Origin of the sequence: Ponticoccus litoralis, assembly GCF_039769985.1 — a bacterium.
Classification (GTDB): domain Bacteria; phylum Pseudomonadota; class Alphaproteobacteria; order Rhodobacterales; family Rhodobacteraceae; genus Ponticoccus; species Ponticoccus litoralis.
Map to the genome: position 1 here is coordinate 2,505,108 of NZ_JBDNCH010000002.1, position 19,818 is coordinate 2,524,925.

Below are 19,818 nucleotides of genomic sequence, written 5' to 3' on the forward strand. Positions count from 1 at the left end.
TTAAATCGCGAAAGCTCTTTCAAAATCTAAATTCTGCGTGCGCTAACAGAATCTCGGTATACGTAGGCGGTGTACTCATAAAGATCGTAGTCGGATCGCAGTATTACGCGCCGCCCCGCCATGAAATAGAGCATCCTTAGAAGGGCATCACTTGGCACGTGAAATAAATCCTCGCGCTGCCAGTCAACGACCGAAGACATCACATTGAAGGCAATTCCGACGCGGCACATGTTCCACATGCGATTCACACAAGATTCCATAAATTGCCACATGTCATCTTGAGAGAGTGTGGCCTTCAGTGTGAATAAACCATTTGCCACAACGAAATCAAAGGGTGCAGCCGTTGGAGTAGGGGCATGCAGGATATCATGGAGCGCAAACAAAGTAGTGCCATGTTTGGCCTGGGCTGCAGTGATGGCCGCTTGTGAAATATCGAGGCCCAAGTAGCGCTTGGGCGCGGCGTTCGACGCCACTAGATGCTCTAAAAAGGCACCAGTTCCACAGGCGAGATCGCAGACATCGCTCATCGCCCCGTTGGGCGCGAGATCGCGCATGATACCAAACCGGGTCTGGCGGTCCGCCTCGTTCGGCCATCCTGCGCCTTCAGCGGTATCGCCGTGGGTGACCAAGCACCGGTCGTAATAGGTGCGTAAGATGTGGGGACTGCGTTCCGGATCTGACATCGGGGCTCTTTCTCAGGCGGCGCTCGGGGCAGGCAGTTCTGCAAGAGCACTACGCAACCGAGGATATGGTTGAGTAGCCAAGGCATGCAACATCGACTGAAATGGTCCGTTATATTTTGACACGAATGACAGGCTCAGGCCCGCGGCTGAAAACGCCGCAGCATCATAAAGCGAACGTCCACCAGGAAGATTGACGTAACTAGTCGCGCCGGTAGCATGTGCCAGCGCAATCACCCGGTCTTGCGCTTGTAGTTTCGATGTAACACGGTAGCTGGATGAAAGTTGTATTTTAGTGCCAATGCCCAGTGCGTCGCAGGCAAAGATTAATTGCGCTGCTAGGTAATCACTGACCCGCCCTGTGCGTAGGGGTGTCAACGTCGCGCGAAGTGCAGGCGCTTGAGCCATCCACGGCAATCTGTCCAACCTTTCGCGCCATATGACTTCCGCATTTTCCGCGAAGGCCAATTCCGAAATTAAGGTGTCGCGCGGCTGTCGTGCCAGAGGCAGGGTCAGCCATGCTTCCTTTTGAGGCACAGGCGCACGATGCACCCGGCCACGGCGGGGAAATTGCACGCAGTCGAAAATCAGAAATAAATCCACTGAGGCAATAAGATGAAAGTACCCAAGGTAAGGATATAGATATGGCTGCATTACTGCGACCCGCATTATTTTTCCATCCGTTCGCGCGTGAGGCGCCGTGCATCGGCTTCAGTCTTGCGAAGTGCAAAAATCCCGGTGGCTGTGGTCACCGCCCCACTTTCGCGACATCCCGTGAGCTCATTTTCTGACAAAAACTGCCGGTCATACTCCTCCCGCAATTTACCGTTTTTCTGAATTTCGATCCACCGTCGCCAATGCCAAGCCTTGTTCCCCGAATGCTCCGCATCGAAACGTTCAAACACAAGCCGCGCATTGTTGACTTTACGCTCGAACCTCTCATAGCTAGAGAACGGCAGATGTGCTATCACAACGTCCTGCCCTTGTGTCCGCCTCAATTGCGTTCCCTCTTTGCCAAACACTGTGTGCATACCAAGACCGAAGCGGGATAACTGATCCGGACGAACCATCAATTTCGGCGCCAGTTTGTGCGTGATCCAGCGGTGCTCTGGCTCGGCATCCATGAGTTCGCGTGACAGTTGCACTTGCTTCACGATAAGTGGCAGATCGCGCAACGCGCCATCCGTTTCAAGATGTACGAGATCCGGCTCTTCCGGGCGCAGCGCGGCATTGAACCGTTCGATTATCACTAGGTCATGATCTTTCAGCGCGTGGGTCTTGCGGAGATCGCCCGACTTTGAAATCCAAAATTCATCGGGATCACCCACGAGTATCCAGTCCGGCTGATCCCGCGCAAGGATAGGGCCAAAGACCGGTCCATCCATCGTAAGTCCACCACTCAAGTCGGTGATTGTTGGAATTCGGTATACATTTGATAAGGTCGCGCACAGAACGTCGATTGCAAGCGCGGTTCCGTCGCCTGAGTTATCATCCATAATCGAGATTGTCTCAACGCCGGAGCGCAGCAATGCACCTATGGTGCGCGGCAGCATATCAATCTCGTCCTTCGCCCAGATAATGGCGCTTATCCTCATTTTTTTCCTCTATCATCGTAGTATGTAGCCCAGTAATTGCTCTAGTGCTTTATGACCTGCCCCCTTGGGTCCCTCATTCATATCGAGAGTCTGCAGGTTGTTGCACTGCTTCCCAACCTTGGACCGCCAGAAGTTGGATTTTTCCGGCTGCCTCACGATGACGGGGCGGTGACGCCATCGGGATAATGCATGGCAATCGGGACGTTGTATCCGATCGCGCTGTGGGGTCGGTCCTCGTTGTAGTGTCGACGTTAAGCTTCCAACTTTTCGCGGGCGTCGGCAAGGCTCATGAACCGGTGAGCGTTCAGGCATTCAGACCGGAGCTTGCTGTTGAATGCCTCGATGAACCCGCTATCGGTTGGCTTTCCTGGCCGAGAGAAGTCCAGCGTGACATCGTTGGCATAGGCCCAGAGGTCGAGGTCGCGGGATATGAACTCGCTGCCGTGGTCGACCCTGATCGTTTTAGGGTTGCCGATCTTGGCACATACCTTTTCCAACGTCTGCACGACATCCTCGCCGCGGTAGGCGAAGCGGGGATCGACAGCTGGACAGAGCCGGGAATGGGTATCCACTACCGTCAGGATGCTGAGCTTCTTGCCCATGGTGAGCTGATCATGCACGAAGTCCATGGCCTATACGTCATTCGGCCCGACCGCCTCCTGGCGATCCTCTCGCAGCTTCGCCTTCACCCTACGCTTCGGGTGTTTGTTCCGCAGATGAAGGCCCAACTCATTGTAAACCCTGCGCGTCTTCTTCATATTGATTACCCATCCTTCCCGCCGGAGCAGTACATGCACGCGGGGATAGCCATACCGCACCCGCGTCTCGCATATCTCCTTAATCCGCCTCTCGACGGCAGCCTGGTCCGTCCGCCCAGACTTGTAGTGGTAGCTGGACGTGTCGAAGCAGATGGCCCGACAGGCCCTCTGGATCGACACACCCCAGTCGACGCACATCCCGGTCACGATCTCTCGCAGACGCCCAGGTTTCAGAGCTTTCGCCGGATCACGTCCTGCAACGTCTCACGGTCGAGCGTCAGATCGGCGACGATCTTCTTAAGCCGGGTGTTCTCGTCCTCGAGCGCCTTCAACGGGCGCATCTCGTCCTGCAGCAAGCCACCATATCTTTTCTTCTGATGGAAGTAGGTCGCTTGGCCGATCCCGGCCTTACGGCAGATCTCAGCGACCGGCGTGTCTTTCTCGCCCTGCTTCAGGATGAAGACCTTTTGCGCCTCCGTGAACTTCGATGCTTGATGGCGCCGTCGGTAGGCAGCCTGCCTTCGATCAGCCGGGGTGCGGCGGGCGCTAGGCGCAATCTGCGCCATGTGTCCAGGATGCTGTCGAGGGCGGAGGCCATGGCAAGCAGCCAGCTGTCGCAATGAGTGGTTGATGCGAGCGCGCGCCTAAGGTCGGTCAAGACCAAAGCGGCCGCTTGGGCCGATGGCCACAGCAGGCAGGTGTCAGCCCAAGCGGCATTCCTGGAAGGCGCAACTTTGCGCTAGGCGCCTACACGAAGGGCGGAGAGCCGACATTCTCTGCGGCGAGGACGGATGACTGCTTTGGGAAAAAACCGCTCGGGATCTGAGATCAAAGGCACTCAGATAGAAAAGAGAAACCGGCACGGCAGAGGATTGGGCCAACACCGCTCGTCTCGTTGATCAAGGCGGTTCTGACGAAGATCAGAAGGCTCACTTCAACATCCGCACCGTAAATCAGTGTCTGTGCCTCGCGCGGTCGGACTATCGCCATCCGTCGCCTGATCAGATTGACACCGCCTCCGCGATTGCGCCATTGTCCCATCGATGGTTCCCGGCACGCTGACCGCATGCCGGGATGAAAAGGGAACGCGGTGAGGCGCAGCCAAAAGGCGCCGAATCCGCGACTGCCCCCGCAACTGTGAGCGGAGAGCGACCCCGAGAATGCCACTGGGCCAAGATGCGGCCTGGGAAGGTTTGGGTGAGCTGTGATCCGCAAGTCAGGAGACCTGCCATCTCCGGCGCGATCCGCGCCGCAGTCACGTTTTGGACCGGGCGGGGTTGCCTGGCAGGAGATGCGCCATGACAGGACGGCCTTTGCCGACCGACGACATCGCCGGATTGCCCGCCCCGCATTTGTGCGGAGGGCACGATGGCAGATGCACGGGTAACACCCCTACAAAGAGAAGAAGGCGGCCAGGGCTCCGGCCGGGCTGGAGACCCGCCGGGCGAGTGGATCCTCTTCGCCTGTTCGGTGGCGAACCTCAGCAAGGGCGGCTTTAAGCGGCTCGAGCTGACCTGCGCAGCGGCGACGGACCGACCGCACATGTTAGTCCGGCTTGAGGATATGGGCCGCAGTCTATTCGAGGCGCTGGACGAGATGCGCTGTGGTGGCGCCCGGACGATCCGGCTTCAGCCGATCGGCCTGCCGTTTCCCGAGAGCCTACTCGCCTGGCTGCCCGGCGCCCTTGCCAACTGGCGAGAGCGCCCTGTCAATAGCACGGTTTCCGTCAGCATCGGCCCCGAGGTGGCGCGCGCGGGCGACGCGGCAGCAAAGATGCTGAAGCGTGTTCTGGCCCTTCATGGGCGGTGCGCTGGACGACACGGTGCCGTCGCTTGGCAAACCCGGCTGGCAGAATCCGCCCGATTTCGACTTTCACCTGCTGGTCTGCAGCGGGCCCCGGTGCCACGTCCGCGACGGGGCGAGCCTGTCCCACATGATGAAGGCCGAATGCGCCGAAGCGGGCATTGCTGCCCGCTGCCTGACTACAACCACGGGCTGCATGTTCCCCTGCAACCGCGGCCCAATGGTCGCGGTCTATCCGCAGGGCGACTGGTTCCACCTGCCGGACCGCGCCGCCGTCCGTCGCTTCGTCCGCGAGGTGCTCTGCGAGGGTCGTGCGCTACCCGAATTTCACTTCCACACCGCCCGGCTCGCCCGGTCGGGCGCTTGATTTCCCGGCACCAGAAAGGCCCCTAGACATGAAGATCACCCACGCCGCGCTCGTGGCCCTCGGCATTGCCGCCGCCCAGCCGGCCATTGCCCAAGAGGCGGACCAGCCGATCCGCATCATCACCTCGTTCCAGATCGACAGCATGGACCCCGAGAGCGAGGGGTTCTGGTTTCAGGAGTTCGGCGTGGCCGAGCTTCTGATGGAGTTCCAGCCCGACGGCACCGTCGCGCCCTGGCTGGCGGAAAGCCTGACGCAGGTGGATGACCTGACCTGGGTCATTACGCTGAACGGGGGTGTCACTTTTCACAACGTACCGGGCGATGGATGCCGAAGCGGTGAAGGAGGTGATGGATTACCGTTTGGCGAACAAGTCATCGCTCCAGGGCATCGTCCCGCCCGAGATGATCTTCGAGGTCACCGGCCCGCTGGAAATCACGGTCACCACTCCCCTGCCGGTGCCCGAGCTACCCAACGTGCTGGCCCATGAGAGCTACTTCCTGATCTACGATCGGCAGGCCGTGGAAGCTGTGGAGGCTGCGGGCGAGGGCTGGGAAGCGCTGGAGGACGCCGGCATCTACACTGGCCCCTTCGTGGCCGAGGACTTGAGCGACGCTGCACTCACCGCCACCCGCAACGAAAACTACTGGCGCGGGCAGCCGGTCATGCCCGGCGTGACCGTCAGCTTCGTGACCGACATCAACGCCCGCGTGCTGGCGATCCAAAATGGAGAGGGCGACATCGCGCTTTATCCGCAGGCCTCGGCCAAACCGGTCTACGATGCCACGCCGAACGTTAACTTCGCCACGGGGACCCTGTCCACCGGCGGCTACGCCGCCTTCATGAACACCGGGGAGGGTGTCCTGACCGATGTCGCCGTGCGGAAGGCTTTCATGCAATCGGTCAACTACCAAGAAATGGCCGAAGTCGTCTTTCAGGGCGCCACCGCCGAGGCCGAAGGGCTCTACGGCATGGACTTCCCCCGGGCCGTGGCCAACTACCGCCACGATCCCGAAGGCGCGACCGCGCTTCTGGACGAGGCCGGCTGGGTGCTGGAGGGGGATACGCGGATGAAGGATGGCGAGGCGCTGACCCTCGACATCGTCATCTATCCCCAGCAGCCGGACTTGGTGCCGATGTCTGGCGCACTGCAATCCTATCTGCGAGAGCTTGGCATCAGGTCCGAGATCGTTTCTGTCGACGACGTCGGCGCCGCGATCACCGCGGGCAGCATCGACTGGGACGTGGCGCTGCTGGGCAACGGGTCGGCCACAGTGGGCGCTGTGCAGGGGTTCCTTGCCCGCTACCTCGCCACCGATGCCGACCGGAATTATGCCGGATATTCCAATGCCCGCATGGACGAGCTGATCGCCACCCTCGCGACCGAGACCGATGCCGAAATGCGCAACCAGATCCTGGGCGAGATCCAGCACATACTGGTCGAAGAAGATCCGTACATCTTCAACGTGACCATGCTGCGGGGACGGGTGCTGGTGTCCGATGACTGGAGCACCTACCAGCCCGGCGTGGCCTTGCGGCACATCGGCTGGCAGACCGCCCCCGACGCGCTGAAGTAAGATGATCCGGGTCGCCCTTCGCCGACTGATGCAGGCCGCGCTGACAGCCCTCGCGGCCAGTGTGCTGGTCTTTGCCATGCTGCCGCTGGCGCCGGGTGATCCGGCCTACCGGATCCTGAAGGCCAAGGCGCCGGAGCATGAGCCGACCAGCCTAGAGGTCGCGGAACTGCAGGACGAGATGGGGCTCGATAAGCCCCTGCCGGTGCAATACGCCGCCTGGCTCGGTCGGGTGGTGCAGGGCGACCTCGGCACCTCATGGCGCAGCGGGCGGCCGGTGGCGGACGAGATCGCTCGGCGGCTGCCCGCCACGCTGACCCTTCTGGGCACTGGCGCTCGTCGTCTCGGTCGTCGTGGCGCTGGTCCTGGCGCTGATCTCGGCCGCCTACCGGGACCGGTGGCCGGACCGGCTGATCCGGGGTTACACCCAGATCGGGGCCGCATTGCCCACCTTCCTCTTCGGCCTTCTGGCCCTGCAATACTTCGTCGTCGGCGCCGGGGTCGGGCAGGTGCTGTCCGGCGGGGCGCTGTCGATGGCGCTCCTGCCCGCGCTCATCATCGGGGTGGACCGGGCGGCGGGCTGGACGCAACTGCTGCGCGCTTCCCTGATCGACGCGATGAACAGTGGCTACGCCCATGTCTCTCGCGCCCGGGGCGCCCGGCGGCGGCGGACCCTACTGGTCCATGCGCTGCCCAATGCCGCGCTGCCCTTCCTCACCGCCATCGGCGTCTCGATCGGGGCGCTGCTGGGCGGCTCACCCATCATCGAAGAGCTCTTCACTTGGCCGGGCCTTGGCAGCTTTACGCTCTCAGCCCTGACGGCGCGGGATTTCCCGGTGATCCAGGCCTTCGTGCTAATCTCGGCGCTGCTCTACACCACGGCCAGCCTGCTGATCGACCTCGCCGCCCTCGCCCTCGACCCGCGCCTGCGGGAGGTGCGGACATGAGCATGACCAGGCCCCGCATGACTCCGGCCGCCGCCCGGCTCCTGACCCTGCGTCCGACCCGGCGGCTCCTGCCCCGGCTCTGGCGGCACCGCAGCGGGCGGGCCGGGCTTATGCTCGGCGCGCTACTCCTCGCCTTTGCGGTGGTCGGCAGCCTCTGGACACCTTACGAACCCGACTGGCCCAACTACGCCGCCGCCCTGCAGGGCCCTCGGCCGAGCACCTCTTCGGAACCGACGAGACCGGGCGCGACCTGCTTTCTCGGCTGATGGACGGAGCGCACAGGTCGCTCGGCGCGGCGCTGATGGTGCTTTGCGGGGTCTTTGGCATCGGGTTGGTCTACGGCACCATCGCGGGCCTGACCGGCGGGCCTGTGGATACCCTGTTGATGCGGCTGGCCGACGTGATGATGAGCCTGCCGGGGCTTGTCCTCGCCTTCGCCGTCATCGGCGTTCTCGGCCCCGGCTTCGTCAATCTGCTGATCGCCCTGATCGTGGCGGACTGGGCCGGATACGCCCGTCTGGCCCGATCCATGGCGATGGACAGCGAGAGCAGGCCCGACGTTATCGCCGCCCGCATGGCTGGGGTGCCGGGCTGGCGGATTGTCACCGGGCACATTCTGCCCGGCATTTCGCTGCACCTCGGCGTGGTGGCCTCGCTCGCTCTCGGGGGCATGATCGGCGCGATCTCGGGGCTCTCCTTCCTTGGCCTCGGCGCCCAGCCGCCCCATGCCGAGTGGGGCGCCATGCTGTCCCAAGCGCGGCTGTTCTTCGCTGTCGCTCCTTGGTTGCTCTGGGGGCCGGCGCTGATGATCTTTTTGTCGGTTCTGGCGGCGAACCTCATCAGCAATGCCCTGCGCGACGTGCTGGCAGTGGAGGGGCGGCGATGATCCTATCGCTGGAGAACTTGTCGGTCAGCTATGGCGTGGGGCCGGCGGTTTCGGGGATCACCCTGTCCGTCGCCCCGGACGAGTGCCTCGCCCTTGTCGGGGCCTCTGGGTCGGGCAAGAGCACGATCGCTCAGGCCGTTCTCGGTTTGCATCGGCCACAGTCGCGGGTGACGGGGCGGCTCAGCATCGCCGGTCAGGAGATGGCAAAGGCGACCGAAGCGGACTGGGCCGCCCTGCGCGGCACCAAGGTCGGATACGTCAGCCAGGACCCATACTCCGCCTGCGACCCGCTGCGCGGCGTCGGCCACCACCTGCGTGAGGCCTGGCACGTCAAGGGCATATGGCCGGAACCGGGATGGGCCGAAGTGCGGCTGGCCGAAGTCGGTATCGCTGAGGCTCCGGCCATGGCCGATCGTCCACCCCACGCGTGGAGCGGAGGGATGCTACAGCGCGCCTGCATCGCTGCCGCCGGGGCGCTGACCCCGCCGTTGATCGTTGCGGACGAGCCGACGAGCGGGCTGGACGCGGACCGGGCCGACCGCATCCTCGCCGCGATCCGTGCCAGCGGCGCGGCAATCCTGCTGATCAGCCATGACCTCGGCCTCGTCCGCCGTCATGCGGACCGGGTCATGGTGCTCGACGGCGGGAGGTTGGTGGACGGATGCGCAGTCGCGGACCTGTACGGGCAGGCGAGGCATCCGGCGACCCGCCGACTGGTGCAAGCCCTTGCGGCACCTGCTTTGCCCCCACGGGAAGCCACTTGTCGGACGCCCCTGCTCACTGCAAAGCGCCTTTGCCGCGACCACCCCGGCGGTCGGCGGATCGGGCCAGTGGACCTCACGGTTCGGACCGGGGAAGTTACCGGGCTGGTCGGAGCGTCCGGCGCAGGGAAGTCCACCATTCTGCGACTGATCTCGGGACAGGACGCACCTGATGCCGGGCGGATCGATCGGGCCGCTGCCCTGCGCCGTCCCGGCGCGGTCATGCCTGTGTTCCAGAACCCGGCAGCCAGCCTGAATGCCTATTGGCCGATCTGGCGGACGGTCAGTGAACCGGCGACGGTTTCCCGGCGCGTCCGCAGAAGCGCCCGCCGGGATCTTGCCGCCGATCTGCTGGCCCGGGTCGGTCTGAAGGGCGCTGACCTCGACGCCCGGCCCGGGGAGTTCTCGCTCGGCCAATGCCAACGCATTGCCCTCGCGCGCGCCATTGCCGCCAAGCCGCTGCTCCTGATCGCGGACGAGCCGACCAGCGCGCTCGATACCGTCTCGCGCGCGCAGATCGCCGACTTGTTCGCCGCCCTGCGCGACCAGGGCATCGCCATCGTCCTGGCCAGCCACGATCATTGGATGCATGACAGGCTCGAGGCTCGCGCGGTCGACCTGAACTGAGCTGTCGCGATTCATGGCGAGGTGGCGTTGGCACCGGCGATGCCCCGTTCCCGCCACAGGGTCTTCTTCTCCCTGCTTGTGTAGAGCGATGATTCCAGCCTCGGGCGTGCTGTGCTTGCCTTGCTTATCGAAATCCATTTCGCCGGGCCTAGAAATGGAGACCAGACGTACATTTCCGGGCAGCCGAACGACGGCATTGGGCCGTGAACTACTTTGCGCGTTTCGCTAGGCCATCGCGGATGATTTTGATTTCGTCCTCGAGGTGCCCACCACGATAGACAAAAGATGTTTCGTGCCTCGCGTATTGGCCCTTTCGATCTGCGCTGAGCCAATTAAAGGAACCAGCGCAAAGAAGGTCTTTGTCGACCGTTACAATCTTACTGTGAAGCTTCGGGATCCGATGTACCGCGATGCCGACCTCCGATAGCCTGCGCTCAACGGCTTCCATCTGGCCCAGACCGCCGGCGGCCTGGCCAGTGTTCAGCAGCGGATCGGCAAAGACCTCAATCTCTGCCCCTCGTTGGCGAGCGGTGGCCATGGCATCAAAGAGACCTGTCCGCTCAATCGTTCCTGCGACGACCCAGGGGCTGACGATCATGTATTTCCGCCCCTCCCCCTTGAGTGCCTCAATCAGGAATGCATCATGCTCGGCGGCGTGCTGAAGCATCTCAATCTGAGCATCGCGACGGGTCAGATCCTCGCGTGGTTCCATGGCGAAATCCAACGCGGTTCCCTTGGCCGACAGGAACTCGGACAGCAAGGCTCGAGGAGACCCGCTGCGGGCCGTGGCGAGGACGTCCATGTCGCCGAAAACGAGGCAACTGTCCTTGGCCCGCGAGACGGTCACGTTCAGCATGCTGGGCGAAGCGTCGATGAAACCGCCATCAGCGTGCTTGGAATAGACCGGTGAGAAAATCACGACGGGGCGTTCGGCGCCCTGCAGCGCGTGAACGGTGCCAATGGTCATGCCGTCACGCCCTGAAACGGTGATGCCCCGCGCGGCGCATGCGTCCCTGATGGCGCGCACTTGCTGGCCAAACGGTGTAACGACACCGACGACCTGCTCCAGCGGACGACCATACCGGCCTTCCAGCAAGGTGCGGTTATCCGCCAACCATGCGGCGACGGTGCGAGCCTCGACAGGGTTGGCGCGGCTGCCGCCGCTGGTGAATGCCCGTCCTTCGACATGCAGGTATCCAAGCGCAGGAATCGGCGCGTCCGCTGGCGCGGGACCACGCATCGGACGAAGCTTGCCTTTGTAGCACAGCGCATTGCTGAACCCGATGATTTCATCATGGCAGCGGCGATGCTCAAACAAATACAGCCCGCGATCAAGCTCGGGCCATGGCGAAACCTGACAGGCCTGTTGGGCAAGGCGCATGGCGCTACCGTTCGTTGACTGGACGCCGCTGATGGTGATTTTCTCGGGCACCACTTCACCATCCATCAGCCCACTGTCCTTGAGGTTGCCGATATCGACGGGGCCCGGAAGGGACGAGATCGGTTCGATCTGCTGCGTGTCGCCGATCACCAACGCGCGTTTGGCCAAGGCGAAGGACGCGCCGGCAACCTCGGGCAGCACCTGACCGGCTTCGTCGACGATCAACAGGTCGATGAAGTTATAGAGGCTGTCACTCGCGAATTTGCCGCCCTGAAAACGGCTACAGGACAGTTTCCCGGGCAGGCTGGCAAAGGTGGCAACGGCGCAGGGCGTCAGCATCATCCGGCGTTTCCAGCGAGGCTCGACCGCCTTCCGCCCTGTCTTTTCATGCGAGGCGGAGATGGTCGCGAGGTCCGCCTCCATCGCCATCAACCATCGGCCTTCCCAATAATGAGTCGCAAGCAGGAACAGGTTGAACCGTGTGCCGAGATCCGCTCGCAGCTCAAGGTCGCCTAGGGCATCCGATCCACCGAAAGCTTCAGCCGCTTGATGCCAAGTCGTTTCGCTGGCCTTGGCCTGCTGGCTCAGGTTTTCAGCGCGCGCCAGGAGATCTTTTGCCTCGGTCAGGCTCTTTTTCCCCCGTCTGACCTCTTCCGAAACCCGCGCTTCGATATCTTCGACGTTGGCGAGATCCCGCAGTCCGTCCAGCCGATCCCCGATAGCCAGCCGCGCCTTCAGGGCACGTTGCCGCTTTACCGAAGGAAGGAAACTGAAAAACCCGGTGAACCAAGACTCTGAGGCCAAGTAGTGATCCAGCGCTGCGCGTGCAGCGGCCTGTCGATTTGCCCTGTCCTGACTGACCCGAAGCGCATCGGCGCGCCGCGTGTGCTCCACCTCCGCTTCTTCGCCGAGTTCAGACACGAGGGCGGCGGCGCACGCATTGCGGCGGTTCAGCGCCGCATCAAGGTTACGGAGCGTATTGGCCTCTTCGGTCATCCGATCCCGAAGCTTTGCAACAAACCCGGCGACATCCGTACTCTCAGAACCCGGGAACGCCTTTCCTGCGGCGTGCAGCCAGACCGCCCGCGCCCGTTCGACATAAGCGACAGACTCACATTCAGCTTGGAACGACTCGGTCTGATAGCGCTGCGCGGCCTCCATGCGGCGGGAATGCGACGGAAGAAACATCCCGAAGCTCTTGATGTCCGGCAACCAGCGCCCGGCAAACGCACCTTCGCCTTGCGCGAAATCCTTGCCAAAAGCATCGATGATATTGGTGACCGCCTGATTGTTCGACGAAGCCGCCACGATCACCGGCGGATCACCTCCGTCGAGCGCTGCTTTAACCCAAAGCCCGGCCACGGTACCGAAAGCAACAAGGTCGTCTTGCCAGTCCCGGGCGGACCGTTCACCACGATCACCTCGCCGGGTTTCGCGGCGTCGAGCCAGGCAAGGACCTGCCGTTGATGTTCGGCCAGCGGAAAGTGCGGGTTCGAATGCCCAAGACGGCGGCCAAATTCCTTTTCAATGCCTTGATCTGCCGCCTTCTCCGGTACGGGGTAAGGCGATCTGACGCAGAAGCGGGGTATCTGGTTCATTGGCCAACAGGCTGTCGTACAGGTCGAGCATGCCGCGAACCGTTGCATCGGCGCCATCCGACACCTCGATGAACCCGCTCCCGGTCGGCAGATACTCCGTCTCGTCCGTGGGCCAACCCGGCGACAGGGCGTCCAGCATTTGACGGCAATGCGTGCGATAGTCCTGCCAGCCGTCTGCGGTGGTCATTTCCGGCAGAGGCGTTGTCGTCAGGAAGGCGTCGAGATCTTCCACCGATCCAAGCGCAAAGGCGCCCCGTGGCAACGGTGCCAGAAGGTCACGCGCAATGGCATTGCGTGTTGGCACGATCCTTCCTGACCGATCCACGAACCCTTCGGTGACGACTGGGGCGACGATCTCTGGCATGCCATCCGCCCGTGACGCAGCATGAGACGCCCTACGGGCTGTCACCAAAGGCCAAAAGCGCACAGAGACGGTGCCCAACCCATCCTTCCCCCGGAACAAGGACTGCACCAGCGGCTCTGGCACACTGCCGGTTTTAAGTGCTTCATTCGGGAGCACCATGAACCGCTTTCGATCAGCTGCCCGGAACGTCCCTTCGCCAAGAGCACCATCTGCCAAGGATGTTCGCCAATACCGCAGAACTTTGGAAAGAGATGCTGTCATTTGAAGCCACCGTTGAACTGCTACGGCGAAAAACTTCGTATTCCCGTAGACTTGCAGTGCAAACTCCTGATTAGTGACCCAGCGGATGTTTGAGTGCAAGGGGTGATCCGACCTTCACGCAAATTGCGAAATTGCAGGTTTCTCAAAATCGGCGGAATGACTCTCCAAAAATTTCTTTCGTCACTGGCAAATCGAACCGACTTTGCTATTCGTCAGGCGAGGGAAGCACCAATGCGGGCGCTGTACGCCGAACCAACCCAGTGAACGCAAGTCGCGAGCCGGGATACTGCACGCAGAATTCGCTCCCTCGTCGTACTGCAGCGTCCCAAGTCGAGACGCAGCACTGACAGCGAAAGTCGGCAAAGCGGGCTGCAGCTGCGGCACTTGAACTATGTTCCGAGTGCCCGCTATGGGCCGGTCCCACCTGCCTGACCTCGATGAGGTTGAGGTAGCCTCCGCCCTGGCACACCCCGCATCCTTGGCGGCGTGGCTATCCCACGGCGATCCAAGCTGCTGGTGATCGAGGATATCTCCGAATGCCGTCTGGTCACGCTTTTCACCGATGCCTGCTGAAGCCCCGTCGTAGGCCCTGGTGCTATACCGGATACGAACTGCCGAGTTGCGGCGGCCTGCAGTCTTCCTCGGTTGGATGGGCCCCAAACTAAGGTCACAACCAGGCGGGCGTGACGACCAAATGAAAGTCGTTTGCGAAAAAGAAACTTGTCGACGCCTTAAGTCCAGCGAATCCAGGGGCTTTGGGTCGCCAATGATTTTGTGAAAAACCATTTATTTCCAACTGCTTGCGATCCTTGCCGCCGCAGGGCACTTTGCCCTCGGCTGAGCGAGTCGAGCATTGCAACTCCTCGCGATCAGCCGTGACGCGGCCTGCCTTCCCTGTGGGTCAAAACTCGCTCGAATTCATCGGAGGCGATTTTGCCCGGCCCCAACCCTATCGAAATCCCGGACAATGGCGGGGCGGTCGCAGTAATGGCCGACCTCCACCTCAAGTCCTATTTTTGGCATGGCAGCAACCCGCTCGAGTTTCATGGCCTCGAAGATCGGCTGCTCGGGGAAAACGTCGATGCCTTGATCGTCGCGGGTGACCTGTCCGACACCTTCGGCCCGTCTCTGCAGGACGCGCTCGCCTACCTGAGCCGCTATGTTCCCGCCGATCGCATCTACGTCGTCCCCGGCAACCACGACTACTATTCTGGGCGGCTCGACAACGAGAACCGGCTCCGTGCCCTGGTTCACGCCAGCGGGAGTTGGTTCGTGCAGAAGACCGAACTCCGCCACCGCAGCGACCGATTTCTCTGCGCCACGTTATGGACGAACTTTGACCTACTGGGGGATCAGGAGGCTGCCAAGAACTTCGCCCGTTGTTTCATGCGCGACTTCGACATGATCTCCATCGAAGCGCCCGGTCATGTGTCGCTTGACTCGGACGAGGTGCTGCCGCGCCGCATTGTCCCGGTTACACCTGAGGACATAATCGCCGTGCATGGGGAACACCGCGCTTGGCTGGAAGAAAGACTGGCGACCCCACATTTCGCCGGCAATGGCCGGACCTTTGTCGTCACGCACCACGGCCCGCACCCGTCCGCCGCAGGCCCGGTCGATGGTCTCACACCAGCCTTCCACTCAGACCTGACCGAAGTCATCGAGCGGAGCGACATCGACACATGGTTCTTCGGGCATTCCCACCGGCGGCTGTCCTCCGTGGTTGCAGGAACACGTATTCAGAACGTTTCAATCGGCTACCCCGACGAAGATCATGGCCCCGACGAGGATGACCTGGCGGAGGTCTGCTTCATTGCGGCGGCGCTGAACACGCAGTCCTCGAATGAGGTTAGGGAACTGCCGGCCGACCGACAGACGCTCGGGCAGGACTTCGAGTATGCGCTTCGGTGCAGCGAAACCAGCGTTCCTGTCCTGGTGGACAAGCTCACACCCGAAACGCGCGCCCTTCTGCGTCACGCGTTGAGGGGATGCGCCTGCCCTGTCGTGCCGGAAGGAGACGCGTACTACGCAACCGATGTCATCGTCGCGCTCGGTACGGGCAGCGACGCCTGAGTCTCCGGACGTAAATGGGGGCGATCAATGACCATGGGCGCCCTTCTGGGAATTGCAGGCATGGTAATCGGCGCGAGCGCCATCATCCGATCGCTGATGATTTACGGGCAGAGCATCGGCTCTGCCGAGCCCGATCCGGAACGCGTCCGCCGGTTCATCGAAACCGCTCCTCCCCTGCCGAAGCACCTCCTTCGGGCCGACCACGAGAGCGCTGGCAGTGACGCGCAGGGCCCTTCGACGACCAGGGCCGACCCAGAAGCATATGGTCACGATCCTCAGGGCGGAAGTCGATGACGATGCTCTCACTGGCACGAGAGTGGTCCGGATTGTTGAGCATGGATGCACTGATCTCGATCACCGGGATGCTCGTCTGCCTGTTCGGCCTCGTCCGTGTCATCGTCGCCTATTCTGGGACGACGCGGTCTGCCGCCCCTGATCCCGAAAGGGTGAAGCGCTTCATCGAAAGCGCCCCGCCAATTCAGGCTCCCCTGATCGATGACCTTATCGCCAAGAGCCCCGAGGAGATGCACGGTCGCGCGCAAGAGGCCGAGCCTGCTGAGGAAGACACAAAAGACTACGAGGCGCCGCGTTGACCACACCACTCCCCTCGCGCCCGATCTCCAGGATCGGGAAACTGCCTTCTCCTTCGTATCGCGCCTCGCCGCGATGAACGGCGTGGATACTGCGGGCTTTTGTACCGACATGGGGCTGCCATTCACCAAGATGATTGACGGCACGCCCGATGCTCTGGCCCGTCTGGCAGATCTCAGCGCGACTGATGTCGAGGAGCTGCGGCGTTGGTCTCCGCGCTACCTGGGCAACCGGGAGCATGAGTTCCGCGGCAATCGTCTTCATGCCAAGGCCATCAAGGAAAGCACCGTCCGGGGCTGCCCTGCCTGTCTGCGGGAGGATGCGGAAGCCGCCCCAGACAGTTTTGAAGGCGACATGTACATCAGGGGCCACTGGCTCTTCCGGCCTGTGACACTCTGCCTGAAGCATCACCATCTTCTCGTTCCGCTATGGGCCGAGGCCAATGTCAGCCGGCGCTACGACGCTGCCGCTCGCTTGGCCGAGATCGCGCCCGGCGTATGGGCTGGAAAACTGGACAAGGAGCTTCGCGCCCCCAACCCGTTCGACGAATGGATCGAGGCGCGCCTTGCGGGCACCCCCACGGAGAGCTGGCTGGATCAGTTCGACCTCTACGCCGCCGCGCATTTCTGCGAGTTGCTCGTGCCGCGCCATCTGGGCGGTTAGATACCCGAAGTGGAAGAAGTTCGGCCCGGAACTTGCCTGGATGTCCTTCGAGATGGGCTTCCGCTTCGCGACCCAAGGGGAAGCCACAGTCCGCGATACCCTGATGCAGCTGCAGGAGACGATTGGCGAGCCGACCGACGGCCCCAAGAAGAAGTACGGCGCGCTGTACGACAGGCTCGCCTTCGACCTCCTGGGCGAGGCCTACGCTCCCTTCCGGGAGCTTCTCCGCGACCACATCGCAAGCACCCGGCCACTAGGTCCGGGGGATGACCTCATGGGAGAGCCTGTGCTGGAGCGAGAGGTCCACTCGGTCCGCACCGCCGCGCGCGAGCTTGGCATGGATCCCCGGCGCCTGCGCAAGCTGCTGGTCGATGTCGGTCTCGTCCGGCCCGCCGAGACCGAGCGCGATGACCAGTGGGAGCTGTTCGATGTCAGGGCAGCGCAGCCACATCTCGACCGGATCAACACCCTGGTGTCCGCGAAGGACTTCCAGGAAGCATTGAGCATGTCCCGCTCGCAGTTCGAACTTTTGCGGAACGAGGGTCATTTCCCGCCCGCGATCGGCGGTGGAGATCACAAGCCACTCTGGGACGTCCGTGCCGCGCAGCTGCATCTGGAAAGCCTGCTGACTGGTGCCGAGCCGATCTACGTGAACATGCACGGCTGGGATGACATCCCGACGACTGCGCAAAGCCTCAAGGTCTCCCCCGGCACGGTCCTGAAGCTGCTCGAGGACGGCAGGGTTCAGCGGATCGGCCGGCACACCAACCGTGATGGCTACGCCAGCATCGTGGTCACGAAAGGCGAGATCGAGCGCCTTCTGGATCGCCCCGAGGCCCCCGGCCTCAGTATCGACGTCTTCGCCCGCCAGTGCGGTCTGACACGCTCCGCCGCCATGCGGCTGGTGCGTGAGGGACATGTCCCCTCCACGGAAGGTCGACACCCCAAGACCAAGGCGCGGCAGCGCTTCCTGGCTCCGGGCGACCTCGCCACTTTCCATAAGCGCTTCGTGACCCTGCGCGGCCTGGCCGTCGAGCTTGGCATGCCTTGGCAAGCGCTCCGGCCCAAGTTGACGGCTGCGGGTCTCGAGCCCTTCAGCCCGGACGGGCAGGACTACGGCGCGGTTTTCGAGCGCGATGCCGCTACCGCAGCTGACCTTGCCGTCGCGAAACCGAGAAGCCATCAAAACAAGGAGAACGACGGGGAATGAAGTACCTCATCACGACATATGACCGCAATGATGTGACGGATCATGCCAACTACTGCGAAGCTCATCAAATCCCGTGCATCTATGCGCTGGTTCTGGGCGAAAAATGTACTGTCTTCGTTCACTGCGAAAAACTTACTGGCCCCCGGAGCCAGGCCATCAAAGCCCATGAGGCCGAGTTTGCAGAATTTATCGCTCATCTCCGCAACACCTACGCGGAGCCCGCTTGGATTCAGGAAACCCTGCCAATGTCGTTCTGGTATCACGACCTGCCTGCTTCAGCTGCGGAGGACGTGGCGGAAGAGACATATGAGTTCTTGAGAACGATCCTGGCTCCTTTCGACGACAAGTAGGTGACGAGCGGCTTCGCCACGCGAGGCATACCACTTGCGAGACAGACCAGGCCACTTGGCCAGCATTGCGGTCGAGCTGTAACGGGATCCCCCAAAGCCCTCGGTCACCCCGCTTCACGGCATAACGAGCGCAAACCCCGATGCAGTCTTTGCATCGGGCTTCATCCCTGGCCGGCGGTGTCACGCCCACCACATATTGCGCTCCCGACAACGAACTATGGAGAAGACGCACATGGACTATTCACCTGACGACTGGGTGATTCTGAACGTTTCGTTTGCGACGCGGGACAGAGCTTTCACTCAGCTCAGAGTGTTGGGCGGCTGGCGCGGAGGGTATCTCAGTGGGGATGCCTGGCGAATAAACTCAGGCATCCAGGCCGTTCATGCGGATGACCTCGGATACCGCTTCCTTGGTCGATCAGGTTCCGTCTATCTATGCCATCGCGGCGGATATCGTATGTCACGCATCATGGCGTCTGGCCTGGGCGAGTTGAAGCGTCAGCCGACCGTTGTCGATGCAGAGATTCTGGAAGACCGGAATTGGCTTGAACCAGGGCTCCTTGAAGCACTTTTCTCGACGGCGGCTGAGGATACAGCGGCGAAGTGACTTCGCCTCGAGACCTTCGTGAGTCAGCTAGGGACTGCATGATGCGCAGGTGTGAAACCTCAGCCGGAAGCGCCGTGGTCGGCCCATTGCGGACCTTCGCGCCAGGCGCTGCGAATGACCGGAGGTAGCGACTTGAGCTTAACGACCTCCTTCTCAGGGCTGCGATCTCCGCCAGTTCGGCGCGCTGCTGCCCGTTGCCGGGGAAAGCCGTCGCAGGAGCCGAGGTTGCCTCACGCATCTACCGACGCAGCACTCTCTCTGCCATTTCCAGATCCCGGCACGCCTGAGAGACCGAAACACCTCGTTCGGTCACCAGCTTCACCGCCTCAACTTTGAACTCGCGGCTGAACTTGCGTCTCTTCATTTCCAATCTCCAGTTCCATGGTCACGATCTTATCTTCGTGTCCACGAAAACGGCAGCGGGCCAAACCTATAAGTGCGGACTCAAAGGGGAGCAGGTCAGTGGTTGCACTGACGCACCCGTCGAAATCCTCGGATTGTTCATTTATCGAAGCTGCATCAAACTGTTCGTCCTAATCTACGGAAAGTCTTCGTCTACCTGTCTGTCTTTCCATGTTCTTCTTGACGCTCTGTGCGTAGGACGTAACCTCGAAGAGTTATGTAGCCGCAAAATGGGTTAAAGTTCTTATGTTCAATGCGTTGAGGCTCTTCGGTTCAGCTACCTTGCTTGCAATGGTTGGACCGCCATCTGCGTACGCAGAACC

At 61.9% G+C, this 19,818-nt stretch carries 19 protein-coding genes, 2 pseudogenes and 1 riboswitch; of the genes and pseudogenes, 13 read left to right on the forward strand and 8 right to left on the reverse strand.

Annotated features, from left to right (window positions below; all coding sequences use genetic code 11):
* Positions 1 to 26: 26 nt before the first annotated feature.
* The 4 genes and pseudogenes from ABFB10_RS13500 to ABFB10_RS13515 form a co-directional block, all read right to left on the reverse strand.
* Entirely contained in the window at positions 27 to 683 is a 657-nt protein-coding gene (locus ABFB10_RS13500) for a class I SAM-dependent methyltransferase (protein ID WP_347166905.1), read from the reverse strand.
* 12 nt (positions 684 to 695) lie between these two features.
* Positions 696 to 1,349 (reverse strand): WbqC family protein, encoded by a 654-nt coding sequence (locus ABFB10_RS13505; RefSeq protein ID WP_347166906.1) that lies wholly within the window; start codon positions 1,347 to 1,349, stop codon positions 696 to 698.
* Complete coding sequence (locus ABFB10_RS13510) at positions 1,349 to 2,233, reverse strand: glycosyltransferase family protein (protein ID WP_430523016.1); 885 nt, start codon at positions 2,231 to 2,233, stop codon at positions 1,349 to 1,351. Before ABFB10_RS13510 ends, ABFB10_RS13505 begins: the two co-directional genes overlap by 1 nt.
* A gap of 194 nt (positions 2,234 to 2,427) precedes the next feature.
* Positions 2,428 to 3,491: pseudogene (locus ABFB10_RS13515) on the reverse strand (IS3 family transposase).
* Positions 3,492 to 4,060: 569 nt separating this feature from the next.
* Positions 4,061 to 4,280, forward strand: a riboswitch (cobalamin riboswitch).
* 536 nt (positions 4,281 to 4,816) lie between these two features.
* Between ABFB10_RS13515 and ABFB10_RS13520 the strand changes: the two are divergent.
* From ABFB10_RS13520 to ABFB10_RS13550, 7 genes and pseudogenes are all read left to right on the forward strand, one after another.
* Positions 4,817 to 5,203 carry a (2Fe-2S) ferredoxin domain-containing protein gene (locus ABFB10_RS13520; protein WP_347166908.1) on the forward strand — a complete coding sequence of 129 codons (387 nt, stop codon included), beginning with the start codon at positions 4,817 to 4,819 and terminating at the stop codon, positions 5,201 to 5,203.
* 28 nt (positions 5,204 to 5,231) lie between these two features.
* Positions 5,232 to 5,690 carry a hypothetical protein gene (locus ABFB10_RS13525; RefSeq protein ID WP_347166909.1) on the forward strand — a complete coding sequence of 153 codons (459 nt, stop codon included), beginning with the start codon at positions 5,232 to 5,234 and terminating at the stop codon, positions 5,688 to 5,690.
* Entirely contained in the window at positions 5,590 to 6,777 is a 1,188-nt protein-coding gene (locus tag ABFB10_RS13530) for an ABC transporter substrate-binding protein (RefSeq protein ID WP_347168015.1), read from the forward strand. Before ABFB10_RS13525 ends, ABFB10_RS13530 begins: the two co-directional genes overlap by 101 nt.
* A gap of 28 nt (positions 6,778 to 6,805) precedes the next feature.
* Positions 6,806 to 7,036, forward strand: a pseudogene (locus ABFB10_RS13535) (ABC transporter permease); the annotation flags it as partial.
* Positions 7,037 to 7,127: 91 nt separating this feature from the next.
* On the forward strand, positions 7,128 to 7,721 hold the full coding sequence (locus tag ABFB10_RS13540; RefSeq protein ID WP_347166910.1) for an ABC transporter permease: 594 nt from the start codon (positions 7,128 to 7,130) through the stop codon (positions 7,719 to 7,721).
* A gap of 265 nt (positions 7,722 to 7,986) precedes the next feature.
* The gene (locus tag ABFB10_RS13545; RefSeq protein ID WP_347166911.1) at positions 7,987 to 8,607 is read left to right on the forward strand and encodes an ABC transporter permease; all 621 of its coding nucleotides are present in this window, start codon (positions 7,987 to 7,989) and stop codon (positions 8,605 to 8,607) included.
* Positions 8,604 to 9,995, forward strand: coding sequence for an ABC transporter ATP-binding protein (locus tag ABFB10_RS13550; protein ID WP_347166912.1), 1,392 nt, complete (start codon positions 8,604 to 8,606; stop codon positions 9,993 to 9,995). The genes ABFB10_RS13545 and ABFB10_RS13550 overlap by 4 nt, the downstream gene beginning before the upstream one ends.
* Before the next feature lie 208 nt (positions 9,996 to 10,203).
* Here ABFB10_RS13550 and ABFB10_RS13555 read toward each other — a convergent pair whose 3' ends face one another.
* The 3 genes from ABFB10_RS13555 to ABFB10_RS13565 are packed head-to-tail and all read right to left on the reverse strand — an operon-like array spanning position 10,204 to position 13,338.
* Positions 10,204 to 12,690: an AAA domain-containing protein gene (locus ABFB10_RS13555; protein WP_347166913.1), complete on the reverse strand. Its 2,487-nt coding sequence runs from the start codon at positions 12,688 to 12,690 to the stop codon at positions 10,204 to 10,206.
* Complete coding sequence (locus ABFB10_RS13560; RefSeq protein WP_347166914.1) at positions 12,687 to 12,974, reverse strand: hypothetical protein; 288 nt, start codon at positions 12,972 to 12,974, stop codon at positions 12,687 to 12,689. The genes ABFB10_RS13555 and ABFB10_RS13560 overlap by 4 nt, the downstream gene beginning before the upstream one ends.
* Entirely contained in the window at positions 12,901 to 13,338 is a 438-nt protein-coding gene (locus tag ABFB10_RS13565; protein ID WP_347166915.1) for a hypothetical protein, read from the reverse strand. Before ABFB10_RS13565 ends, ABFB10_RS13560 begins: the two co-directional genes overlap by 74 nt.
* Before the next feature lie 1,248 nt (positions 13,339 to 14,586).
* On the opposite strand from ABFB10_RS13565, the gene ABFB10_RS13570 reads away from it, so the two are divergent.
* The 6 genes from ABFB10_RS13570 to ABFB10_RS13595 all read left to right on the forward strand — a co-directional run bounded on the left by ABFB10_RS13570 (position 14,587) and on the right by ABFB10_RS13595 (position 19,093).
* On the forward strand, positions 14,587 to 15,672 hold the full coding sequence (locus ABFB10_RS13570) for a metallophosphoesterase family protein (RefSeq protein WP_347166916.1): 1,086 nt from the start codon (positions 14,587 to 14,589) through the stop codon (positions 15,670 to 15,672).
* Positions 15,673 to 16,007: 335 nt separating this feature from the next.
* A complete protein-coding gene (locus ABFB10_RS13575) occupies positions 16,008 to 16,265 on the forward strand; it encodes a hypothetical protein (RefSeq protein WP_347166917.1) in 258 nt (85 codons plus the stop codon).
* Positions 16,168 to 16,926 carry a TniQ family protein gene (locus tag ABFB10_RS13580; protein WP_347166918.1) on the forward strand — a complete coding sequence of 253 codons (759 nt, stop codon included), beginning with the start codon at positions 16,168 to 16,170 and terminating at the stop codon, positions 16,924 to 16,926. The genes ABFB10_RS13575 and ABFB10_RS13580 overlap by 98 nt, the downstream gene beginning before the upstream one ends.
* A 40-nt stretch (positions 16,927 to 16,966) precedes the next feature.
* Positions 16,967 to 18,136, forward strand: coding sequence for a hypothetical protein (locus tag ABFB10_RS13585; protein WP_347166919.1), 1,170 nt, complete (start codon positions 16,967 to 16,969; stop codon positions 18,134 to 18,136).
* Complete coding sequence (locus ABFB10_RS13590) at positions 18,133 to 18,486, forward strand: hypothetical protein (protein WP_347166920.1); 354 nt, start codon at positions 18,133 to 18,135, stop codon at positions 18,484 to 18,486. The genes ABFB10_RS13585 and ABFB10_RS13590 overlap by 4 nt, the downstream gene beginning before the upstream one ends.
* 232 nt (positions 18,487 to 18,718) lie before the next feature.
* Complete coding sequence (locus ABFB10_RS13595; RefSeq protein ID WP_347166921.1) at positions 18,719 to 19,093, forward strand: hypothetical protein; 375 nt, start codon at positions 18,719 to 18,721, stop codon at positions 19,091 to 19,093.
* Between the two features lie 238 nt (positions 19,094 to 19,331).
* Here the strand turns inward: ABFB10_RS13595 and ABFB10_RS13600 are convergent, their stop codons facing one another.
* Complete coding sequence (locus ABFB10_RS13600) at positions 19,332 to 19,457, reverse strand: transposase (RefSeq protein ID WP_430523017.1); 126 nt, start codon at positions 19,455 to 19,457, stop codon at positions 19,332 to 19,334.
* Positions 19,458 to 19,818 lie beyond the last annotated feature (361 nt).